Raw genomic sequence first — 16,579 nt, forward strand, 5'->3', positions numbered from 1 at the left:
TCCGTCTTTCTTAAGCCACGAACCTGTTGATCGCCGCCTCGATGGTCATCGTTTCGCGGGCGCCGGTCTTGCGGTCCTTCACTTCCACTTCGCCGTTCGCGACCGCGCGCGGGCCGGCAATGATCTGGTACGGCACGCCGATCAGGTCGGCGGTCGCAAACTTGGTGCCGGCACGGTCGTCCGTGTCGTCGTAGAGCACGTCCTTGCCGGCCTTGGTCAGCGCCGCATAGATCAGCTCGCAGGTACCGTCGCAGGCCTCGTCGCCGGCCTTCATGTTGATGACCACGACGTCGAAGGGCGCGACCGATTCCGGCCAGATGATTCCGTTCTCGTCATGCGAAGCTTCGATGATGGCGGGAACAAGGCGCGTCGGGCCGATACCGTAGGAACCCATGTGAACGAAGTGTTCCTTGCCGTCGGGACCTTGCACCTTGGCACCCATCGGCTCGGAATATTTCGTACCGAAGTAGAAAATATGGCCGACTTCGATGCCGCGCGCAGAAAGACGGTCGCCTTCCGGAATGGCGTTGAAGGCCGCCTCGTCGTGCATTTCCGAGGTCGCGGCGTAAAGCGACGTCCACTTGTCGAAGACCCCCTTCAGGCCCTCGACACTGTCGAAATCGGTGTTTTCGGCGGGAATGTCGAAATCGACGAAATCCTTGTGGCAGAAGACTTCGGATTCGCCGGTATCGGCGAGGATGATGAATTCATGGCTGAGATTCCCGCCGATCGGGCCGGTATCGGCGCGCATCGGAATGGCGCGCAGGCCGAGACGATCGAAGGTGCGCAGATAGGCAGTGAACATCTTGTTGTAGGAATGTTCGGCGCCCTCGCGCGTCAGGTCGAAGGAATAGGCGTCCTTCATCATGAATTCGCGCGAGCGCATGGTGCCGAAGCGCGGACGGATCTCGTCACGGAACTTCAGCTGGATGTGATAGAGATTGAGCGGCAGGTCCTTGTAGGACTTCACGAAGGAACGGAAGATATCCGTGACCATTTCCTCGTTGGTCGGGCCGTAGAGCATCGGGCGGTCCTGACGGTCCTTGATGCGCAGCATCTCCTTGCCATAGGCGTCGTAACGGCCGCTTTCCTGCCAGAGTTCAGCCGACTGCAGCGTCGGCATCAGAAGCTCGATGGCGCCAGCGCGGTTCTGCTCTTCGCGGATGATGTTGTTGACCTTGTCCAGCACCTTCTTGCCGAGCGGCAGCCAGGAATAGATGCCCTGCGACTGCTGGCGGATCATGCCGGCGCGCAGCATCAGCCGGTGGGAGACGATTTCCGCCTCCTTGGGGTTTTCCTTGAGGATGGGCACGAAGAAGCGGGACAGACGCATGGCGGAATCCGGTACAGTTGAGACGCCGCTTACCCAAGCGGAATCGACGGTCTTTGTTAAAGATGGGAGCGTTCATAGCCGCTTCGCGGCAGGAAAGAAACCCGCGACCGACGCGAGCCGCCTCCCGCAGACGCATGTTAGCGCCCATAAATTCAGCAGGCACGAAAAAGCGCGTATTTATAAGGGCTTGAAGGTAAATCTTGTCAACAGAAAAATTTTGCGTGAGTGTAGCAAAAATGCAAAAAAAGCTGATGACAAAGCACAATCTTTGAGCTAGCTTTAGCTCACAAAACAGGCAAGAAGGTTAAATTCTTGCCGAACTCGCGGTCAAGTCTTGGGAGGATCAGATCTTAGGCGCGCTTGTCGCTGCCCCGGTAACGGTTAAGGATCACGCGATAATTAAAACAAGGCTTCCGGCCTTGTTTTTTTTTGCTTTTTCGGCTCCCGACACTCCCGAAAACCAGACCCGCCTTTCGCTAGGTAGGCCCGCCTTTCCGTTACGCAAGCTCTTTGCCTGAGTTGCATGACGTGCGTATGACAGATTTTTCCGCGGTTGTATTTGCTTCTGCTCAAAGATTGAGCAAAAGTCACTCTTAGAGCCTTTCCTGGTTAGATTGCAGCATTCTGTTGGCTCAAACGGAGGCGGATGGTCGACCGGCCGGCGCGCGTCGTAGCCAGATCTACGGCCAAGCCGGCCGGTCGATCAGGCGGCCCGTTTCAGCCAACCCCGGTGGTTTGCTTGCAAACCAGCCGGGGCCGGGCATCTTTGCACCAGGATCAAAGGCGATCGGCTCGGACGTACCTTAGGGTATGCCCTGCGCCAATCGCCTTTGCCCTGACACAAACCTGCTCCGGCAGAATGCTTCAATCTAACCAGGAAAGGTTCTAATAGAAGCTAGGCCCTATTTGTGGAAGCGCATCGAAGCCGAGGCCAAAATAGGTCGAACAGATGTACCAGACGCCATAGATCGCGCCTGAGATGAGCGTCGTCAGCGAGAAGACGAAAAGCGGGCGGAAGCGGGTCGGCGCGCTCGGTACGGTGCCGAGCACGATATCGTTATCTTCCGCCTGGGTGCGCAGGCCAATCGGCAGCACGGCGAAAAGCGTAATCCACCAGATGATGAAATAGACTGCGAATCCCTGGAGGAAGGCCTGAAACATTGTGGTTCCCGTCGATATGGTGCCTTGGCGGCTGGTTTTGCGAGCTTATAAGCCGGAATGACGGAGAGTTCAAAGGCGGGGAATAATTTAGGTCACTCTGACGCACTAACCGGCTTCAATCCCCGTGGAGTGTTTTCCTATACAAATCGCTGCAATCGTTGAAGAGCCGTCGAAGCTCGGTCTTTGCTTCCCCCTCGGCAAGCTTCACGATTTCCTCAACGCGCGCCTGGATGATCGGGTCTGCGGATTCGCCCGCGCTGCCCGAACGGGCCAGATTCTGCCGGCCGGTGCTACGCAGCAAAGCAAAGGCGTCCCGCATTCTCTCTCTGCTAAGCGTCTGCCAGTTTTCCGGATATAGTTCGGCGATCACTCCATATAACGCCGCACATTCGAGTTGCCCTCTTGCTTTGTCACCCAGCGCGTTCGCATCCATTGGAGCTTCGGCTAGCGCTACGCCAGAGGTGATCATTGCGATCGCTGCGCCTACATATATGGATTTGAACATGCAACCCTCCCCGGTGTGGAGGCATAATAGCAACCAAAGGCAAATTGTGCAGGCAGGAAACCAGCTGTATTCTAAACCAGCTGTATTCTAAAGGTGTGTCACACCTGTTCGAGCTCGATCAGGGTACCGAAAAAGTCCTTCGGGTGGAGGAATAACACCGGTTTGCCATGGGCGCCGGTCTTCGGCTCGCCGTTCCCGAGCACCCTCGCCCCCGAGGCCGTCAGCCGGTCGCGGGCCGCAAGGATATCCTCGACCTCGTAGCAGATGTGATGCATGCCGCCCGACGGATTCTTCTCGAGGAAGGCGGCGATGGGCGAGGCGTCGCCCAGCGGCTCCAGCAGTTCCACCTTGGTGTTGGGCAGCTCAACGAAAACCACCGTGACGCCATGCTCCGGCAGGGATTGCGGCGCCGAGACCGTGGCACCCAGCGTGTCGCGATAGCTTGCGGCCGCAGCTGTCAGGTCGGGCACGGCGATGGCAATATGGTTCACACGGCCGAGCATCGCTCAGATCCTGGTGATGAAGACGGTGACGACAGGCTTCTTGCCCCAGGCATTGTTGGCGGCGGCGCGCACGGCGCGGCGGGCGGCCTCCTGCAGCATGTCGAGATCCTTGCGGCGGGCGCGCGGGATGCTTTCGATCGCGCTGATTGCGGCGTCGAACAGAGTATCCTCCATATCCTCGCCCTCGTCGTCATAGGCCGGCAGGCCGATCGCCACGAGATCGGGCTCGCCGATAATGTCGTAACGGTTGTCGAGCACGATGCTGACGGCAACATGGCCGACATAGGCAAGCTTCTTGCGCTCGCCGATGCCCATCTCGTCGAAGTCGCCGATCAGCGACCCGTCCTTGTAGATGCGGCCATGCGGCGCCTCGTCGATCACCTCGACAGGACCGGGAGCGAGCCGCAGCACGTCGCCATTGCGCACACGCGGCACGGTCGGAATGCCGGACTGTTCGGCAAGTTCCTTGTGCGCCGTCAGATGCGTGGCCTCGCCATGCACGGGCACGACGATCTTCGGCCGCGTCCATTCATACATCTTCTGCAATTCGTTGCGACGCGGATGGCCCGACACATGCACCAGCGCCTCCGTATCGGTGATGATGTGGACGCCCTGTTCGACGAGACCGTTCTTGATGTCCTGGATCGCCTTCTCATTGCCGGGAATGGCGCGCGAGGAGAAGACGACGATATCGCCGGCGGCGAAGGCCACGTTGCGCATCTCGTCGCGCGAAAGCTTGGCCAGGGCGGCACGCGGTTCACCCTGGCTGCCGGTGAGGATGACGACGACCTTGTCACGCGGGATGAAGCCGTAATCCTCCTCGGAGATGAAGGGCTTTATGCCTTCCATCAGGCCGATATCCTGGGCGACGTCGCAAACGCGCTTCAGCGAGCTTCCAAGCAGCAGCACTTCGCGGCCCGCAGCTTCGGCGGCTTCGGCGACGGTGCGGATACGGCCGACATTCGAGGAGAAAGTGGTGATCGCCACACGGCCCTCGGCATTCTCGATGATCTTGCGCAGGCTTTCGGAAACATCCTTCTCGGACGGGGAAACGCCGTCGCGCAGCGCGTTGGTGGAATCGCAGAGCAGAGCCAGAACGCCCTCGTCGCCGAGCTGGCGGAAACGCGCCTCGTCGGTCAGCGGCCCGAGCGAAGGCTCGTGATCGATCTTCCAGTCGCCGGTATGGATGACATTGCCGAGCGGCGTGCGGATCATCAGCGACATGGGCTCGGGGATCGAATGGTTGACGGCCACACCCTCGATGCTGAAGGGACCGGCATTGATCCTGTCGCCCGCCTTGAAGATCGTGACCGGCACTTCGCCGATCGCGTCCTTCTCGAAATTGCGCTTGGCTTCCAGCAGGCCCGCCGTGAAAGGCGAGGCATAGACCGGGACATTCAGGCCCGGCCAGAGATCGGCGAGCGCGCCGTAATGATCCTCATGGGCGTGGGTGATGATGATCGCCTTGAGGTTCTTGCGCTCGTTGGCGAGGAAACGGATATCCGGCAGGACAAGATCGACACCCGGCAGATCCGGCCCCGGAAAGGTGACGCCGCAATCCACCATGATCCACTGGCGATGATCCGCCGGGCCGTAGCCGTACAGCGCAAGATTCATCCCGATCTCGCCGACGCCGCCCAAGGGGAGAAATACCAGTTCGTCCTGTTTCGCCATAATGTTTGTTTTTTCCACTATCCAAAGAATACATCGCCAGCCGCAATCGGCATCATCCTGCCTGTGCCGGTATCGAGCATCAACAGGCCATTATCATCTATTCCCGCGAAATATCCGGAAATCGACCGGTCCGGCAGATTCACGGTTATCTTTTCGCCAATACCGCAGGCGACGGCCCGCCACCGCGCCGTGACTTCGGCAATACCCTGCCCTTCGTCCCAGATATCGAGCATCTCGGCCATGGCGGCGAAGAGATGGGCGAAGAGTTCTTCGGGCGAAGCCGCACTTCCCTGATTTCGCAGACAGGTGACGGGATAGATGGGATTGTCGGGCATGACGGATACGTTGATGCCGATGCCGATGACGACCGCATGGCGGCCGTCGGCCAGCCGTTCGCCTTCCACGAGGATGCCGCAGGTCTTCTTGCGCCCGATCAGAATATCGTTCGGCCACTTCACCTCCAGCGGCTCAGCACCCGGCGGCAGCACGCTGCGGATCGCCTGATGCACGGCAACGGCGATGGCGAGCGGCAGGGAGGCAAGGCGCTCCATCGGCGCCGGATCGATGAGAAGAAGCGAGGCGTAGAGATTGCCGCGCTCGGAAACCCAGGGGCGGCCCCGGCGGCCGCGGCCGCCGGTCTGTCGTTCCGCCGTCACCCAGAGCAGGCCGGCGTCCCCTGCCCGAGCCCGGGCAAAGCATTCCGTGTTGGTCGACGACGTATCCGACAAGGCCTCGTGCCTGATATCGCCGAGCGATATCCGGCGCCGCTTGTCGGAAGCCATCAGAAGAGCGTCGCTGCAGCGAGCTCGGCCGCACCGCCGATCGGTCCGCCGATGAGAACATAGGCGGCGACGAAGAGGCCGGAGAGACCGAAGACGAGACGCAGCGAGCCCGAGACACGGGCGAATTCGCCGGTCGCCTCATCGAACCACATCAGCTTGATGACGCGCAGATAATAATAGGCGCCGACGACCGAAGCCAGAACACCGATGACGGCAAGCGCATAGAGCTTGGCCTCGATGGCGGCGACGAAGACGAAATACTTCGCGAAGAAGCCGGCAAGCGGCGGAATGCCGGCAAGCGAGAACATCAGCGCGGTCAGCACCACGGCCATGAAGGGGTTGGTCGCCGACAGGCCGGCAAGATCGCTGACGTTTTCGACAACCGTGCCGTCCTTGCGGCGCATCGACATGATGATCGCGAAGGAGCCGAGCGTCATGACCATGTAGATCGCCATGTAGAGCATGACGCCGGCGACGCCGGTATGGTTGCCGGCGGCAAGGCCGACCAGCGCATAACCCATGTGGCCGATCGAGGAATAGGCCATCAGTCGCTTGATGTTCTTCTGGCCGATTGCCGCAAACGAACCGAGCAGCATGGAGGCGATCGAGATGAAGACGATGACCTGCTGCCAGTCGGTCAGCACCGGCTGGAAGGCGGTGATGACGATGCGCGTCATCATCGCCATGGCGGCGACCTTCGGGGCGCTTGCCAGGAAGGCGGTGACCGGGGTCGGCGCGCCTTCGTATACGTCCGGCGTCCACATGTGGAACGGGACGGCGGAGATCTTGAAGGCGATGCCGGCGAGAATGAAGACGAGGCCGAAGATCAGGCCGAGCGACTTCGCGCCTTCGACCGTGAGCGCCTGGGCGATGTCGGCGAAATGCGTGTGGCCGGTGAAGCCGTAGACCAGCGACATGCCGTAGAGCAGCATGCCGGAGGAAAGGGCGCCGAGGACGAAGTATTTCAGGCCGGCTTCGGTCGACTTCAGGCTGTCGCGGTTGATCGCAGCGATGACGTAGATCGCCAGCGACTGCAGTTCGAGGCCGAGATAGAGCGAGATCAGGTCGTTGGCCGAGATCATCAGCATGATGCCGAGCGTGCAGAGCACCAGGAGAACCGGGAACTCGAACTTGTCGAGCTGGTTTTCCCGCGCATGGCCCATCGACATGAACAGCGCGACGAAGGAGCCGATCAGCGCCAGCACCTTCATGAAGCGGGCAAAGCCGTCGGCGAGGTAGACGCCGCCATAGGCGAGGCCGTCGCCGGGAATGAAGATCAGCCACAGGCCGGAGACGGCAAGCACGATCATCGCCAGCGTGCTGACGAGCGGACCGGACCGCTCGCCCGCAAAGACGCCGATCATGAGCAGCACGAGGGCACCGATCGCGAGGATGATTTCCGGCGCGGACAGGTACAGGCTCAGGGAGATTGTTTCAGCAGTCATGTCCTAAAGTCCCGTCATTTCATCGACAGCGCAACATTCTGCGCTGCCTGCACTGCGGCCGAATAGCTGTTGATCAGATGGTCTACCGAAGCTGCGGTCGCATCGAAGACCGGAGCCGGATAGACGCCGAAGAAGATGGTGAGCGCGATCAGCGGATAGAGAATGACGCGTTCACGCGGAGAAAGGTCGAGCAGTGCCTTCAGCTTTTCCTTTTCCAGCGCGCCGAAGATCACCCGGCGATAGAGCCAGAGCGCATAGGCGGCCGACAGGATGACGCCGGTGGCGGCAAAGAGCGCGACCCAGGTATTGGCGCGGAAGACGCCGATGAGCGTCAGGAACTCGCCGATGAAGCCCGACGTGCCCGGCAGGCCGACATTGGCCATGGTGAAGACCATGAAGGCGACGGCATATTTCGGCATGTTGTTGACCAGGCCGCCATAGGCCGCGATCTCGCGGGTGTGGGTACGGTCGTAGACGACGCCGACGCAGAGGAAGAGCGCGCCGGAGACGATGCCGTGCGACAGCATCTGGAAGATCGAACCCTGCAGACCCTGCGCGTTCGCAGCGAAGATGCCCATCGTCACATAGCCCATGTGAGCGACGGAGGAATAGGCGATCAGCTTCTTGATGTCGTCCTGCATCATCGCGACCAGCGAGGTGTAGATGATGGCGATGACGGACATGGCGAAGACGAGCGGCGCGAAATAGTCCGACGCGACCGGGAACATGCCGATCGAGAAGCGGATCAGGCCGTAGCCGCCGAGCTTCAGGAGCACGCCTGCCAGGATGACGGAACCGGCCGTCGGCGCCTGGACGTGCGCGTCGGGGAGCCAGGTGTGAACCGGCCACATCGGCATCTTCACCGCGAAGGAGGCGAAGAAGGCAAGCCACAGCCAGGTCTGCATGGCCGGCTGGAACTTGTATTCCAGCAGCTGGACGATATCCGTCGTGCCGGCCTGCCAGTACATTGCCATGATGGCAAGCAGCATCAGCACCGAGCCGAGCAGCGTATAGAGGAAGAACTTGTAGCTCGCATAGACGCGGTTCGCACCGCCCCAGACACCGATGATGAGGAACATCGGGATGAGGCCGCCTTCGAAGAAGACGTAGAAGAGAACGATATCGAGCGACACGAAGACACCGACCATCATCACTTCGAGGATGAGGAAGGCGATCATGTATTCCTTCAGGCGCTTCTCGACCGACAGCCAGCTTGCGAGCACGCAGAAGGGCATCAGGAAGGTCGACAGGATGATGAACAGCATGGAGATGCCGTCGACGCCGACATGATAACCGATGCCGGTGCCGAGCCAGCTATGCTGCTCGATCATCTGGAAGCCGGGATTGGCGTTGTCGAAACCGATCCAGATGAAGAGCGAGAGGATGAAGGTGAAGACCGTGGTGATCAGCGAGATCCACAGCACGTTCTTGCGGCCGTTCTCGGTTTCGCCGTTCATCAGCAACAGGAGCACCACGCCGACGAGCGGCAGGAAGGTGACCGTTGAAAGAATAGGCCAATCGGTCATCAGAGAGAACTCCCGAGCATCATCCAGGTAACGAGCGCCGCAATGCCGATCAGCATCGCGAAGGCATAGTGATAGAGGTAACCGGTCTGCAGGCGCACGACGCGGTCGGTCACGTTGACCACGCGGGCGGCGACGCCGTTCGGACCGTAGGTATCGATGACGCCGACGTCACCCTTCTTCCACAGGAAGTTGCCAAGCGCCTTGGCGGTGCGGACGAAGAGGAAGTCGTAGAGTTCGTCGAAGTACCACTTGTTGAGCAGGAACTGGTAGAGCACGCGGTGCTGCTCGGCGAGCTTGCGCGGCGTCGAGGGCGACCGGATGTACATGTACCAGGCGATCACGAAGCCGAGCAGCATGGCGATGAAGGGGCTGAGGCCGACCCAGGCCGGTACGTGATGGAATTCTTCCACCAGCTCATTTTCGGCGCCGGTGAAGAGCGCGCCCTTCCAGAACTCGGCATATTCCTCGCCGTAGAAACGGCCTTCGAAGAGGAAGCCGGCCACAACCGCGCCGATGGCGAGGATGTAGAGCGGCACCAGCATGACCTGCGGCGATTCATGGACGTGATGCATGACCTCGTGGGAAGCGCGCGGCCGGCCGTAGAAAGTCATGAAGATCAGGCGCCAGGAATAGAAGCTCGTGAAGAGAGCGGCAATGACCAGCAGCGAGAAGGCAAAGCCCGCAACCGGCGAATGCGACGCGTAGGTTGCCTCGATGATGACGTCCTTCGAGAAGAAACCGGCAAAGCCGACCGGGGTGAAGGGAATGCCGACACCGGTGATCGCCAGCGTGCCGATGATCATCATCCAGAACGTGACCTTGATGTGCGGACGCAGGCCGCCCATGTAGCGCATGTCCTGCTCGCCATCGACGGCATGGATGACCGAGCCGGCGCAGAGGAAGAGCAGAGCCTTGAAGAAGGCATGCGTGAAGAGGTGGAAGATTGCCGCGCCGTAAGCGCCGACGCCGAGAGCGACGAACATGTAGCCGAGCTGCGAGCAGGTCGAATAGGCGATGACGCGCTTGATGTCGTTCTGCACGAGGCCGACGGTCGCCGCGAAGAAGGCGGTGATCGCGCCGATGAGCGTCACGACGACGAGCGCATCATGCGAAAGTTCGAAGATCGGCGACATGCGGGCGACGAGGAAGACGCCGGCCGTAACCATGGTTGCGGCATGGATGAGTGCGGAAACCGGCGTCGGGCCTTCCATGGCGTCCGGCAGCCAGGTGTGCAGCAGGAACTGCGCCGACTTGCCCATGGCGCCCATGAAGAGCAGCAGGCAGGCGCCGGTCAGCGCATGCGCCTTGTCGAGATGCATGCCGAAGAGGTTCAGGATCACCTCACCGGCCTCGCCGCCTTCAGCCGGAGCGAAGGTCGAAGCATTGGCGAAGATCGTGTCGAGGTTGATCGAGCCGAACAGCACGAAGACGGTGGCGATACCGAGCACGAAGCCGAAGTCGCCGACGCGGTTGACGATGAAGGCCTTCATGGCGGCCGCCGATGCCGACGGCTTCTTGTACCAGAAGCCGATCAGCAGATACGAGGCCAGACCGACGCCTTCCCAGCCGAAGAACATCTGGGCGAGGTTGTCGGACGTCACCAGCATGAGCATGGCGAAGGTGAAGAGCGACAGGTAGGCGAAGAAGCGCGGGCGGTGCGGATCGGTGTGCATGTAACCGATCGAGTAGATGTGCACCAGGGTCGAGACCGTGTTGACGACGATCAGCATGACCGAGGTCAGCGTATCGACGCGCAGCGACCAGGAAACGTCGATGCCGCCGGACTGGATCCAGCGCAGAACCTCGACCTTGATGGCACCTTCGGGGTGGCCGAGCGCAACCGTGAAGAAGACGATCCAGGACAGGATGGCGGCGATGATCATCAGGCCGCTGGTGACATATTCCGACGCCTTGGCGCCGATCGCACGGCCGAACAGGCCGGCGATGATCGCGCCGATCAGGGGAAGGAAGACGATAGCCTTATAGAGGAACATGAGCCGCTCAGCCCTTCATCATATTGACGTCTTCGACCGCGATCGAACCGCGGTTGCGGTAGAAGACAACGAGAATTGCAAGACCGATCGCCGCTTCGGCGGCGGCAACGGTCAGAATGAACAGTGCGAAGACCTGGCCGACGATATCGTTGAGGAAGGACGAGAAGGCGACCATGTTGATGTTGACCGACAGCAGGATCAGTTCGACCGACATCAGGATGACGATGATGTTCTTCCGGTTCAGGAAGATGCCGAAGATGCCAATCGTGAAGAGGATGGCGCTGACCGTGAGATAGTGGGAGAGTCCGATGACCATATTCTTTGTTCCTTGACCTCTCGGTTCAGTTCACGCCCTGCCCCGGCTTGACCTTGACCACCTCGACGGCGGTCGCGGGCGTGCGGGCAACCTGGCGGGAAATATTCTGCCGCTTGATATTGGTGCGATGCTTCAGCGTCAGCACGATCGCGCCGATCATGGCGACCAGCAGGACCAGACCGGCGATCTGGAAGAAATAGACGTAGTCCGTGTAGAGCACGTCGCCGAGCGCCGCCGTGTTGGTGCGTTCGCTAAAGGCCGGGATCGGCATGGCGACCGTCTTGGCGATCTCGGGCGAAATCGCGCTGCCGCCGATGACGACGATCAGTTCGGCGGCGAGGATGAGGCCGATCAGCGCGCCGATCGGCGCATATTCGAGGACACCGGCGCGAAGCTCGGTGAAATCGATGTCGAGCATCATCACCACGAAGAGGAAGAGAACCGCGACCGCGCCCACATAGACGACGAGCAGGATCATCGCCAGGAATTCGGCACCCAGCAGCAGGAAGAGACCGGCTGCGTTGAAGAACACCAGGATCAGGAACAGAACCGAGTGGACCGGGTTCTTCGCCCAGATGACCATGAACGCCGACGCTATCGCGACAAAGGCGAAAAGATAGAAAAATAGAGCCTGCAGACCCATGTTGGTGCCTTTTTCATCTTCCCCCGGGGCAGCCGGGAGTTTCCCTGCCCGATAGGACTTCGCACGGCATCTGCCGGCAAAGCCCCGGTGCATGTTGACCGCGGCGGACAAGAGCGCCCTTGCCGCGGCATTTCAAATTTCAATCAGCGGTACGGCGCATCCATCGCGATATTGCGGGCGATTTCACGCTCCCACCGGTCGCCGTTGTCGAGCAGCCGCTGCTTGTCGAAGTAGAGCTCTTCGCGGGTCTCGGTGGCGAATTCGAAATTCGGGCCTTCGACGATCGCATCGACCGGGCACGCCTCCTGGCAGAAGCCGCAATAGATGCACTTCACCATGTCGATGTCGTAACGCACCGTTCGGCGGGTGCCGTCATTGCGGCGCGGGCCGGCCTCGATGGTGATCGCCTGAGCGGGACAGATCGCTTCGCACAGCTTGCAGGCGATGCAACGCTCTTCGCCGTTCGGATAGCGGCGCAGCGCATGTTCGCCGCGGAAGCGCGGGCTGACCGGACCCTTTTCGAAGGGGTAGTTGATCGTCGCCTTCTGCTTGAAGAAATAGCGCATCGACAGGAAGAAGGCGCCGACGAATTCCTTGAGGAAAAGCGAGTTGATGGAGGCGGACAGGCTTCCCATCTTCAATCTCCAATTTTGCCGGAAACGAGGTTGGACATCAGCCTGCCCATCCCGTCAGTTTCAGCACGAATGCAACGATGATGACCATGGCGAGCGACAGCGGAAGGAAGACCTTCCAGCCGAGACGCATGAGCTGGTCGTAGCGGTAACGGGGCACGAAAGCCTTGACCATGGCGAACATGAAGAACACCAGGCACGCCTTCAGCATGAACCAGATGATGCCCGGCACCCAGTTGATGAGCCAGAAATCGACCGGCGGCAGCCAGCCCCCCAGGAAGAGGATGGTCGTCAGCGAGCACATCAGGACGACCGCCGCATATTCGCCGAGCATGAACATCATGTACGGAGCCGAGCCGTATTCGACCATGAAGCCGGCGACGAGTTCGGATTCGGCTTCCGGAAGGTCGAAGGGCGGGCGGTTCGTCTCGGCGAGCGCCGAGATGAAGAAGACGATGAACATCGGGAACAGCGCCAGCCAGTGCCAGTCGAGGAACGAGTTCGGCAGGCCGACCATCGTGCCGAGGCCGGTGCGCTGGGCGTTGACGATATCGGTCAGGTTCAGCGAGCCGACGCAGAGAAGCACGGTGACGATGACGAAGCCGATCGAGACTTCGTAAGACACCATCTGTGCGGCAGAGCGCAGCGCGCCGAGGAACGGATACTTCGAGTTCGAAGCCCAGCCGCCCATGATGATGCCGTACACTTCGAGCGAGGAGATCGCGAAGATGTAGAGGATGCCGACATTGATGTTGGCAACGACCCAGCCGTCTGCGAGCGGCACGACCGCCCAGGTCGACAGCGCCAGGAGCACGGTGACAAGCGGGGCGAGGAGGAAGACCGCCTTGTTGGCGCCGGCCGGGATGATCGGCTCCTTGAAGACGAACTTCAAAAGGTCGGCGAAGGACTGGAACAGGCCGAAGGGACCGACGACGTTCGGGCCGCGGCGCAGCTGCACGGCAGCCCAGATCTTGCGGTCGGCAAGCAGGATGTAAGCGATGAAGACCAGCAGGCAGACGAGCAGCAGCAGCGACTGACCGATCATGATGATCGCCGGCCAGACATAGGTCGAGAAGAAAGAATCCATGAGTTCCTGCCCTTACTCTGCCGCGACTTTGAAATTGTTGCGGGCCAATGCCGAGCACTCGGCCATGACAGCCGAGGCGCGCGCTATCGGGTTCGTCAAATAGAAGTCTTTGACCGGCGACGCAAACCCGGATTTGTTCATCTTACCGGCTTTTTTCGCCAGTGCGGCAATTTGGGCGCTATCGCCTTCGGCGATCTCGTCGATGGCGGCGAAATGCGGGAATGCCGCATAGAGCTTGCCGCGCAGTTCGCCGAGAGAATCAAAGGGAAGCTTCTTGCCGAGCACGTCGGAAAGGGCGCGGATGATCGCCCAGTCCTCGCGGGCGTCGCCCGGTGCGAAACCGGCGCGGTTGCCCATCTGGACGCGGCCTTCGGTGTTGACCCAGGTGCCGGACTTTTCGGTATAGGCGGCAGCCGGCAGGATGACATCGGCGCCATGCGCGCCGTTATCGCCGTGCGAGCCGATATAGACGGTGAACTTCGCGGCCTTGGCCGAGAAGTCGAGTTCGTCGGCGCCGAGCAGGAAGAGCACGTCCATGGCCTTCAGCATCTCGGCGGCGTTGACGCCCTTGGCGCCCGGCACGAAGCCGAGGTCGAGACCGCCGACGCGGGAGGCGGCGGTGTGGAGGACGGCAAAGCCGTTCCAGCCTTCAGCGATCGCGCCGACATTGACGGCGAGCTTAGCTGCCGTTGCGAGCACGCCGGCGCCATCCGTGCGGGTGAGCGCGCCCTGGCCGACGATAATCATCGGCTTGGAAGCCTTGGCGAGGACTTCGGCGAAGGCGTGGCCGCCGTCGACAATGTCCTTCAGCGTATCCGGGCCGGAGCCGAGATAGTCGTACTTGTAACGCAGCTCGCCGCCCTCGCCGATCATGCCGATCGGGAAGCCGCCGCGGCGGTAGCGCTTGCGGATGCGGGCGTTGAGGATGGCAGCTTCGAAGCGCGGGTTGGCGCCGACGATGAGCAGCGCGTCGGCCTGCTCGATGCCGGCGATGGTGGGGTTGAAGAGGTAGCTTGCGCGGCCGAGCGACGGATCAAGTGCCGTCCCATCCTGGCGACAGTCGAGGTTCTCGGAACCGAGCGACTTTACCAGTTCGGACAGCGCGTACATTTCTTCGACGGAGGCGAGATCGCCGGCGATCGCGCCGATCTTGTCGCCGGACGTTGCCGCAACGGCAGCCTTGATGGCGCCGAAGGCCTCGCCCCAGCTTGCCGGCTGCAGGCGGCCGTCCTTGCGGACGTAGGGGCGGTCGAGGCGCTGCGTCTTCAGGCCGTCCCAGACGTGGCGGGTCTTGTCGGAGATCCACTCTTCGTTCACCGCTTCGTTGACGCGCGGCAGGATGCGCATGACTTCGCGACCGCGCGTATCGACGCGGATGGCAGAGCCGACGGCGTCCATGACGTCGATCGATTCGGTCTTGTTCAGTTCCCACGGACGGGCCGTGAAGGCAAAGGGCTTGGAGGTGAGCGCGCCGACCGGGCAGAGGTCAACGACGTTACCCTGCAGCTCGGAGGTCATGGCCTGCTCGAGATAGGTGGTGATTTCGGCATCCTCGCCGCGGCCGATCAGGCCGAGTTCGGAAATGCCGGCAACTTCGGTCGTGAAGCGGACGCAACGTGTGCAGTGGATGCAGCGGTTCATGACCGTCTTGACGAGCGGGCCGATATATTTGTCTTCGACGGCGCGCTTGTCTTCCTGGTAGCGCGAGGTGTCGATGCCGAAGGCCATGGCCTGGTCCTGCAGGTCGCATTCGCCGCCCTGGTCGCAGATCGGGCAATCGAGCGGATGGTTGATCAGCAGGAATTCCATCACGCCTTCGCGGGCCTTCTTGACCATCGGCGTGTTGGTGAAGACTTCCGGCAGTTCGCCGTTCGGGCCGCCGCGGATATCGCGCACGCCCATGGCGCAGGAAGCCTGCGGCTTCGGCGGACCGCCCTTGACCTCGACGAGGCACATGCGGCAATTGCCGGCAACCGACAGGCGCTCATGGAAGCAGAAGCGCGGAACTTCAGCGCCGGCCTCTTCGCACGCCTGCAGCAGCGTGAAATGATCCGGAACTTCGATCTCGTTACCGTCAATCTTCAGTTTTGCCATCGTCACTCAGTCCTGTTTCCCGTTCGCCGGGTACCGGCAAACAAACCTATTTTTGCAACATCCGTATTGCCAAGGCGGAGATTTCGTCCGTCCTGGCGCCGGTATTGCCCAAATTCTCCTTGCCGGCTCCGAGACCCGGAACCCGCCATCGGCATCACGACCCGGAGCCCCCTGCCCCGCCGATCGACCTGCCATTCCTCCAGCCGTCGCCCGCGGCCGGAAACCTATTTCTTCCTGCGGCCCCGCGTCGCCAGCACCTTGGCCTGGCCAACCCAGTCGTCGCGCCGGATGCGGCCGTCGACGCCGAGTTCGGCATCCAGGCTCGCAACGTCCTGATCGCTCCATGCCGCAATATCGGCAAAGGTGCGGATGCCTTTCTTGTTCAGCACCTGCTCAAGCTTCGGACCGATGCCGGCAATCAGCTTGAGGTCGTCAACCTTCCTGGACCTTGCGGCCGGCTTCTTCTTGGCAACCGCCGGCTTTACCGCCTCCGCGGCCGGAGCCTTGGCGGACACGACCGTCAGCTTCGGCTTTGCCGCCTTGCGAACCGGCGCAGCCGTTTCGGCCGGGCGGCGAATATTCTCCGGACGGATATCCATCTCCGGCGTCTCTTCGTCCGGCGGCATTTCGTCGAGCGCTGCGGCCGCCAGATTCGCCGTCTCGAGCGCACCCTGCAGCGCGCCGAAAAAGACGCCGGCCATCTGGGTGGAAATGCCGAAGCCGATCGCGGTGGCCGCAGCAAAGGCCGCAGCCGGATGCGCCATCAGCGGATGGACGGGCATGGCCCGCGCACTTTCCAGCATGCCGGCAGCAAGGCGGCCGAAGTCAGCCGCAAAATCGGCTGCCCCTTCCCCTGTCTTGCTGTCGGACACCCTGGTCGTCAT

16 protein-coding genes and 1 pseudogene are annotated in these 16,579 nt (G+C 61.3%); 2 read left to right on the forward strand and 15 right to left on the reverse strand.

Annotated elements, in window-relative coordinates:
• Positions 1-10: 10 nt before the first annotated feature.
• On the reverse strand, positions 11-1,333 hold the full coding sequence (gene proS / locus ACU8HS_RS01750; RefSeq protein WP_112754545.1) for a proline--tRNA ligase: 1,323 nt from the start codon (positions 1,331-1,333) through the stop codon (positions 11-13).
• Between proS and ACU8HS_RS01755 the strand changes: the two genes are divergently transcribed.
• Both ACU8HS_RS01755 and ACU8HS_RS01760 read left to right on the forward strand, forming a co-directional pair.
• A complete protein-coding gene (locus ACU8HS_RS01755; RefSeq protein ID WP_447015297.1) occupies positions 1,332-1,610 on the forward strand; it encodes a hypothetical protein in 279 nt (92 codons plus the stop codon). The two genes, proS and ACU8HS_RS01755, sit on opposite strands and share 2 nt — an antisense overlap.
• 369 nt (positions 1,611-1,979) lie before the next feature.
• Positions 1,980-2,206 (forward strand): annotated as a pseudogene (locus ACU8HS_RS01760) (hypothetical protein).
• Positions 2,207-2,218: 12 nt separating this feature from the next.
• Here the strand turns inward: ACU8HS_RS01760 and ACU8HS_RS01765 are convergent.
• The 14 genes from ACU8HS_RS01765 to ACU8HS_RS01830 form a co-directional block, all read right to left on the reverse strand.
• Positions 2,219-2,494 carry a DUF1467 family protein gene (locus tag ACU8HS_RS01765; RefSeq protein ID WP_112566315.1) on the reverse strand — a complete coding sequence of 92 codons (276 nt, stop codon included), beginning with the start codon at positions 2,492-2,494 and terminating at the stop codon, positions 2,219-2,221.
• A gap of 115 nt (positions 2,495-2,609) precedes the next feature.
• Entirely contained in the window at positions 2,610-2,999 is a 390-nt protein-coding gene (locus tag ACU8HS_RS01770; protein ID WP_112702953.1) for a hypothetical protein, read from the reverse strand.
• A gap of 98 nt (positions 3,000-3,097) precedes the next feature.
• Positions 3,098-3,502, reverse strand: coding sequence for a methylmalonyl-CoA epimerase (gene mce, locus ACU8HS_RS01775; RefSeq protein ID WP_112754543.1), 405 nt, complete (start codon positions 3,500-3,502; stop codon positions 3,098-3,100).
• Between the two features lie 3 nt (positions 3,503-3,505).
• Entirely contained in the window at positions 3,506-5,176 is a 1,671-nt protein-coding gene (locus ACU8HS_RS01780; RefSeq protein WP_112566308.1) for a ribonuclease J, read from the reverse strand.
• 17 nt (positions 5,177-5,193) lie between these two features.
• Positions 5,194-5,958: a biotin--[acetyl-CoA-carboxylase] ligase gene (locus ACU8HS_RS01785; protein WP_112566305.1), complete on the reverse strand. Its 765-nt coding sequence runs from the start codon at positions 5,956-5,958 to the stop codon at positions 5,194-5,196.
• The gene (gene nuoN, locus ACU8HS_RS01790) at positions 5,958-7,403 is read right to left on the reverse strand and encodes an NADH-quinone oxidoreductase subunit NuoN (protein WP_112566302.1); all 1,446 of its coding nucleotides are present in this window, start codon (positions 7,401-7,403) and stop codon (positions 5,958-5,960) included. Before nuoN ends, ACU8HS_RS01785 begins: the two co-directional genes overlap by 1 nt.
• A 14-nt stretch (positions 7,404-7,417) precedes the next feature.
• Complete coding sequence (locus ACU8HS_RS01795; protein ID WP_112754541.1) at positions 7,418-8,929, reverse strand: NADH-quinone oxidoreductase subunit M; 1,512 nt, start codon at positions 8,927-8,929, stop codon at positions 7,418-7,420.
• Positions 8,929-10,923, reverse strand: a complete 1,995-nt coding sequence (gene nuoL, locus ACU8HS_RS01800; protein WP_112566296.1) for an NADH-quinone oxidoreductase subunit L — start codon at positions 10,921-10,923, stop codon at positions 8,929-8,931. The genes ACU8HS_RS01795 and nuoL overlap by 1 nt, the downstream gene beginning before the upstream one ends.
• 7 nt (positions 10,924-10,930) lie before the next feature.
• The gene (gene nuoK, locus ACU8HS_RS01805) at positions 10,931-11,239 is read right to left on the reverse strand and encodes an NADH-quinone oxidoreductase subunit NuoK (protein ID WP_007823900.1); all 309 of its coding nucleotides are present in this window, start codon (positions 11,237-11,239) and stop codon (positions 10,931-10,933) included.
• 25 nt (positions 11,240-11,264) lie between these two features.
• A complete protein-coding gene (locus ACU8HS_RS01810; RefSeq protein ID WP_377314203.1) occupies positions 11,265-11,882 on the reverse strand; it encodes an NADH-quinone oxidoreductase subunit J in 618 nt (205 codons plus the stop codon).
• 143 nt (positions 11,883-12,025) lie between these two features.
• Positions 12,026-12,517, reverse strand: coding sequence for an NADH-quinone oxidoreductase subunit NuoI (gene nuoI / locus ACU8HS_RS01815; RefSeq protein WP_112566292.1), 492 nt, complete (start codon positions 12,515-12,517; stop codon positions 12,026-12,028).
• Between the two features lie 37 nt (positions 12,518-12,554).
• On the reverse strand, positions 12,555-13,601 hold the full coding sequence (gene nuoH / locus ACU8HS_RS01820; RefSeq protein ID WP_112566290.1) for an NADH-quinone oxidoreductase subunit NuoH: 1,047 nt from the start codon (positions 13,599-13,601) through the stop codon (positions 12,555-12,557).
• A 12-nt stretch (positions 13,602-13,613) separates the two neighbouring features.
• On the reverse strand, positions 13,614-15,695 hold the full coding sequence (gene nuoG, locus ACU8HS_RS01825; RefSeq protein ID WP_447015298.1) for an NADH-quinone oxidoreductase subunit NuoG: 2,082 nt from the start codon (positions 15,693-15,695) through the stop codon (positions 13,614-13,616).
• Positions 15,696-15,919: 224 nt separating this feature from the next.
• Entirely contained in the window at positions 15,920-16,579 is a 660-nt protein-coding gene (locus ACU8HS_RS01830; RefSeq protein ID WP_447015299.1) for a 5' DNA nuclease, read from the reverse strand.

It is taken from the genome of Rhizobium sp. KDH_Rht_773_N (assembly GCF_052946295.1).

Bases quoted from the DNA above. Each gene is read 5' to 3' on its own strand.
- ACU8HS_RS01755 (WP_447015297.1), top strand. From the start codon at position 1,332: ATGGCGGAATCCGGTACAGTTGAGACGCCGCTTACCCAAGCGGAATCG.
- proS (WP_112754545.1), bottom strand. From the start codon at position 1,333: ATGCGTCTGTCCCGCTTCTTCGTGCCCATCCTCAAGGAAAACCCCAAG.
- ACU8HS_RS01765 (WP_112566315.1), bottom strand. From the start codon at position 2,494: ATGTTTCAGGCCTTCCTCCAGGGATTCGCAGTCTATTTCATCATCTGG.
- ACU8HS_RS01770 (WP_112702953.1), bottom strand. From the start codon at position 2,999: ATGTTCAAATCCATATATGTAGGCGCAGCGATCGCAATGATCACCTCT.
- mce (WP_112754543.1), bottom strand. From the start codon at position 3,502: ATGCTCGGCCGTGTGAACCATATTGCCATCGCCGTGCCCGACCTGACA.
- ACU8HS_RS01780 (WP_112566308.1), bottom strand. From the start codon at position 5,176: ATGGCGAAACAGGACGAACTGGTATTTCTCCCCTTGGGCGGCGTCGGC.
- ACU8HS_RS01785 (WP_112566305.1), bottom strand. From the start codon at position 5,958: ATGGCTTCCGACAAGCGGCGCCGGATATCGCTCGGCGATATCAGGCAC.
- nuoN (WP_112566302.1), bottom strand. From the start codon at position 7,403: ATGACTGCTGAAACAATCTCCCTGAGCCTGTACCTGTCCGCGCCGGAA.
- ACU8HS_RS01795 (WP_112754541.1), bottom strand. From the start codon at position 8,929: ATGACCGATTGGCCTATTCTTTCAACGGTCACCTTCCTGCCGCTCGTC.
- nuoL (WP_112566296.1), bottom strand. From the start codon at position 10,923: ATGTTCCTCTATAAGGCTATCGTCTTCCTTCCCCTGATCGGCGCGATC.
- nuoK (WP_007823900.1), bottom strand. From the start codon at position 11,239: ATGGTCATCGGACTCTCCCACTATCTCACGGTCAGCGCCATCCTCTTC.
- ACU8HS_RS01810 (WP_377314203.1), bottom strand. From the start codon at position 11,882: ATGGGTCTGCAGGCTCTATTTTTCTATCTTTTCGCCTTTGTCGCGATA.
- nuoI (WP_112566292.1), bottom strand. From the start codon at position 12,517: ATGGGAAGCCTGTCCGCCTCCATCAACTCGCTTTTCCTCAAGGAATTC.
- nuoH (WP_112566290.1), bottom strand. From the start codon at position 13,601: ATGGATTCTTTCTTCTCGACCTATGTCTGGCCGGCGATCATCATGATC.
- nuoG (WP_447015298.1), bottom strand. From the start codon at position 15,695: ATGGCAAAACTGAAGATTGACGGTAACGAGATCGAAGTTCCGGATCAT.
- ACU8HS_RS01830 (WP_447015299.1), bottom strand. From the start codon at position 16,579: ATGACGACCAGGGTGTCCGACAGCAAGACAGGGGAAGGGGCAGCCGAT.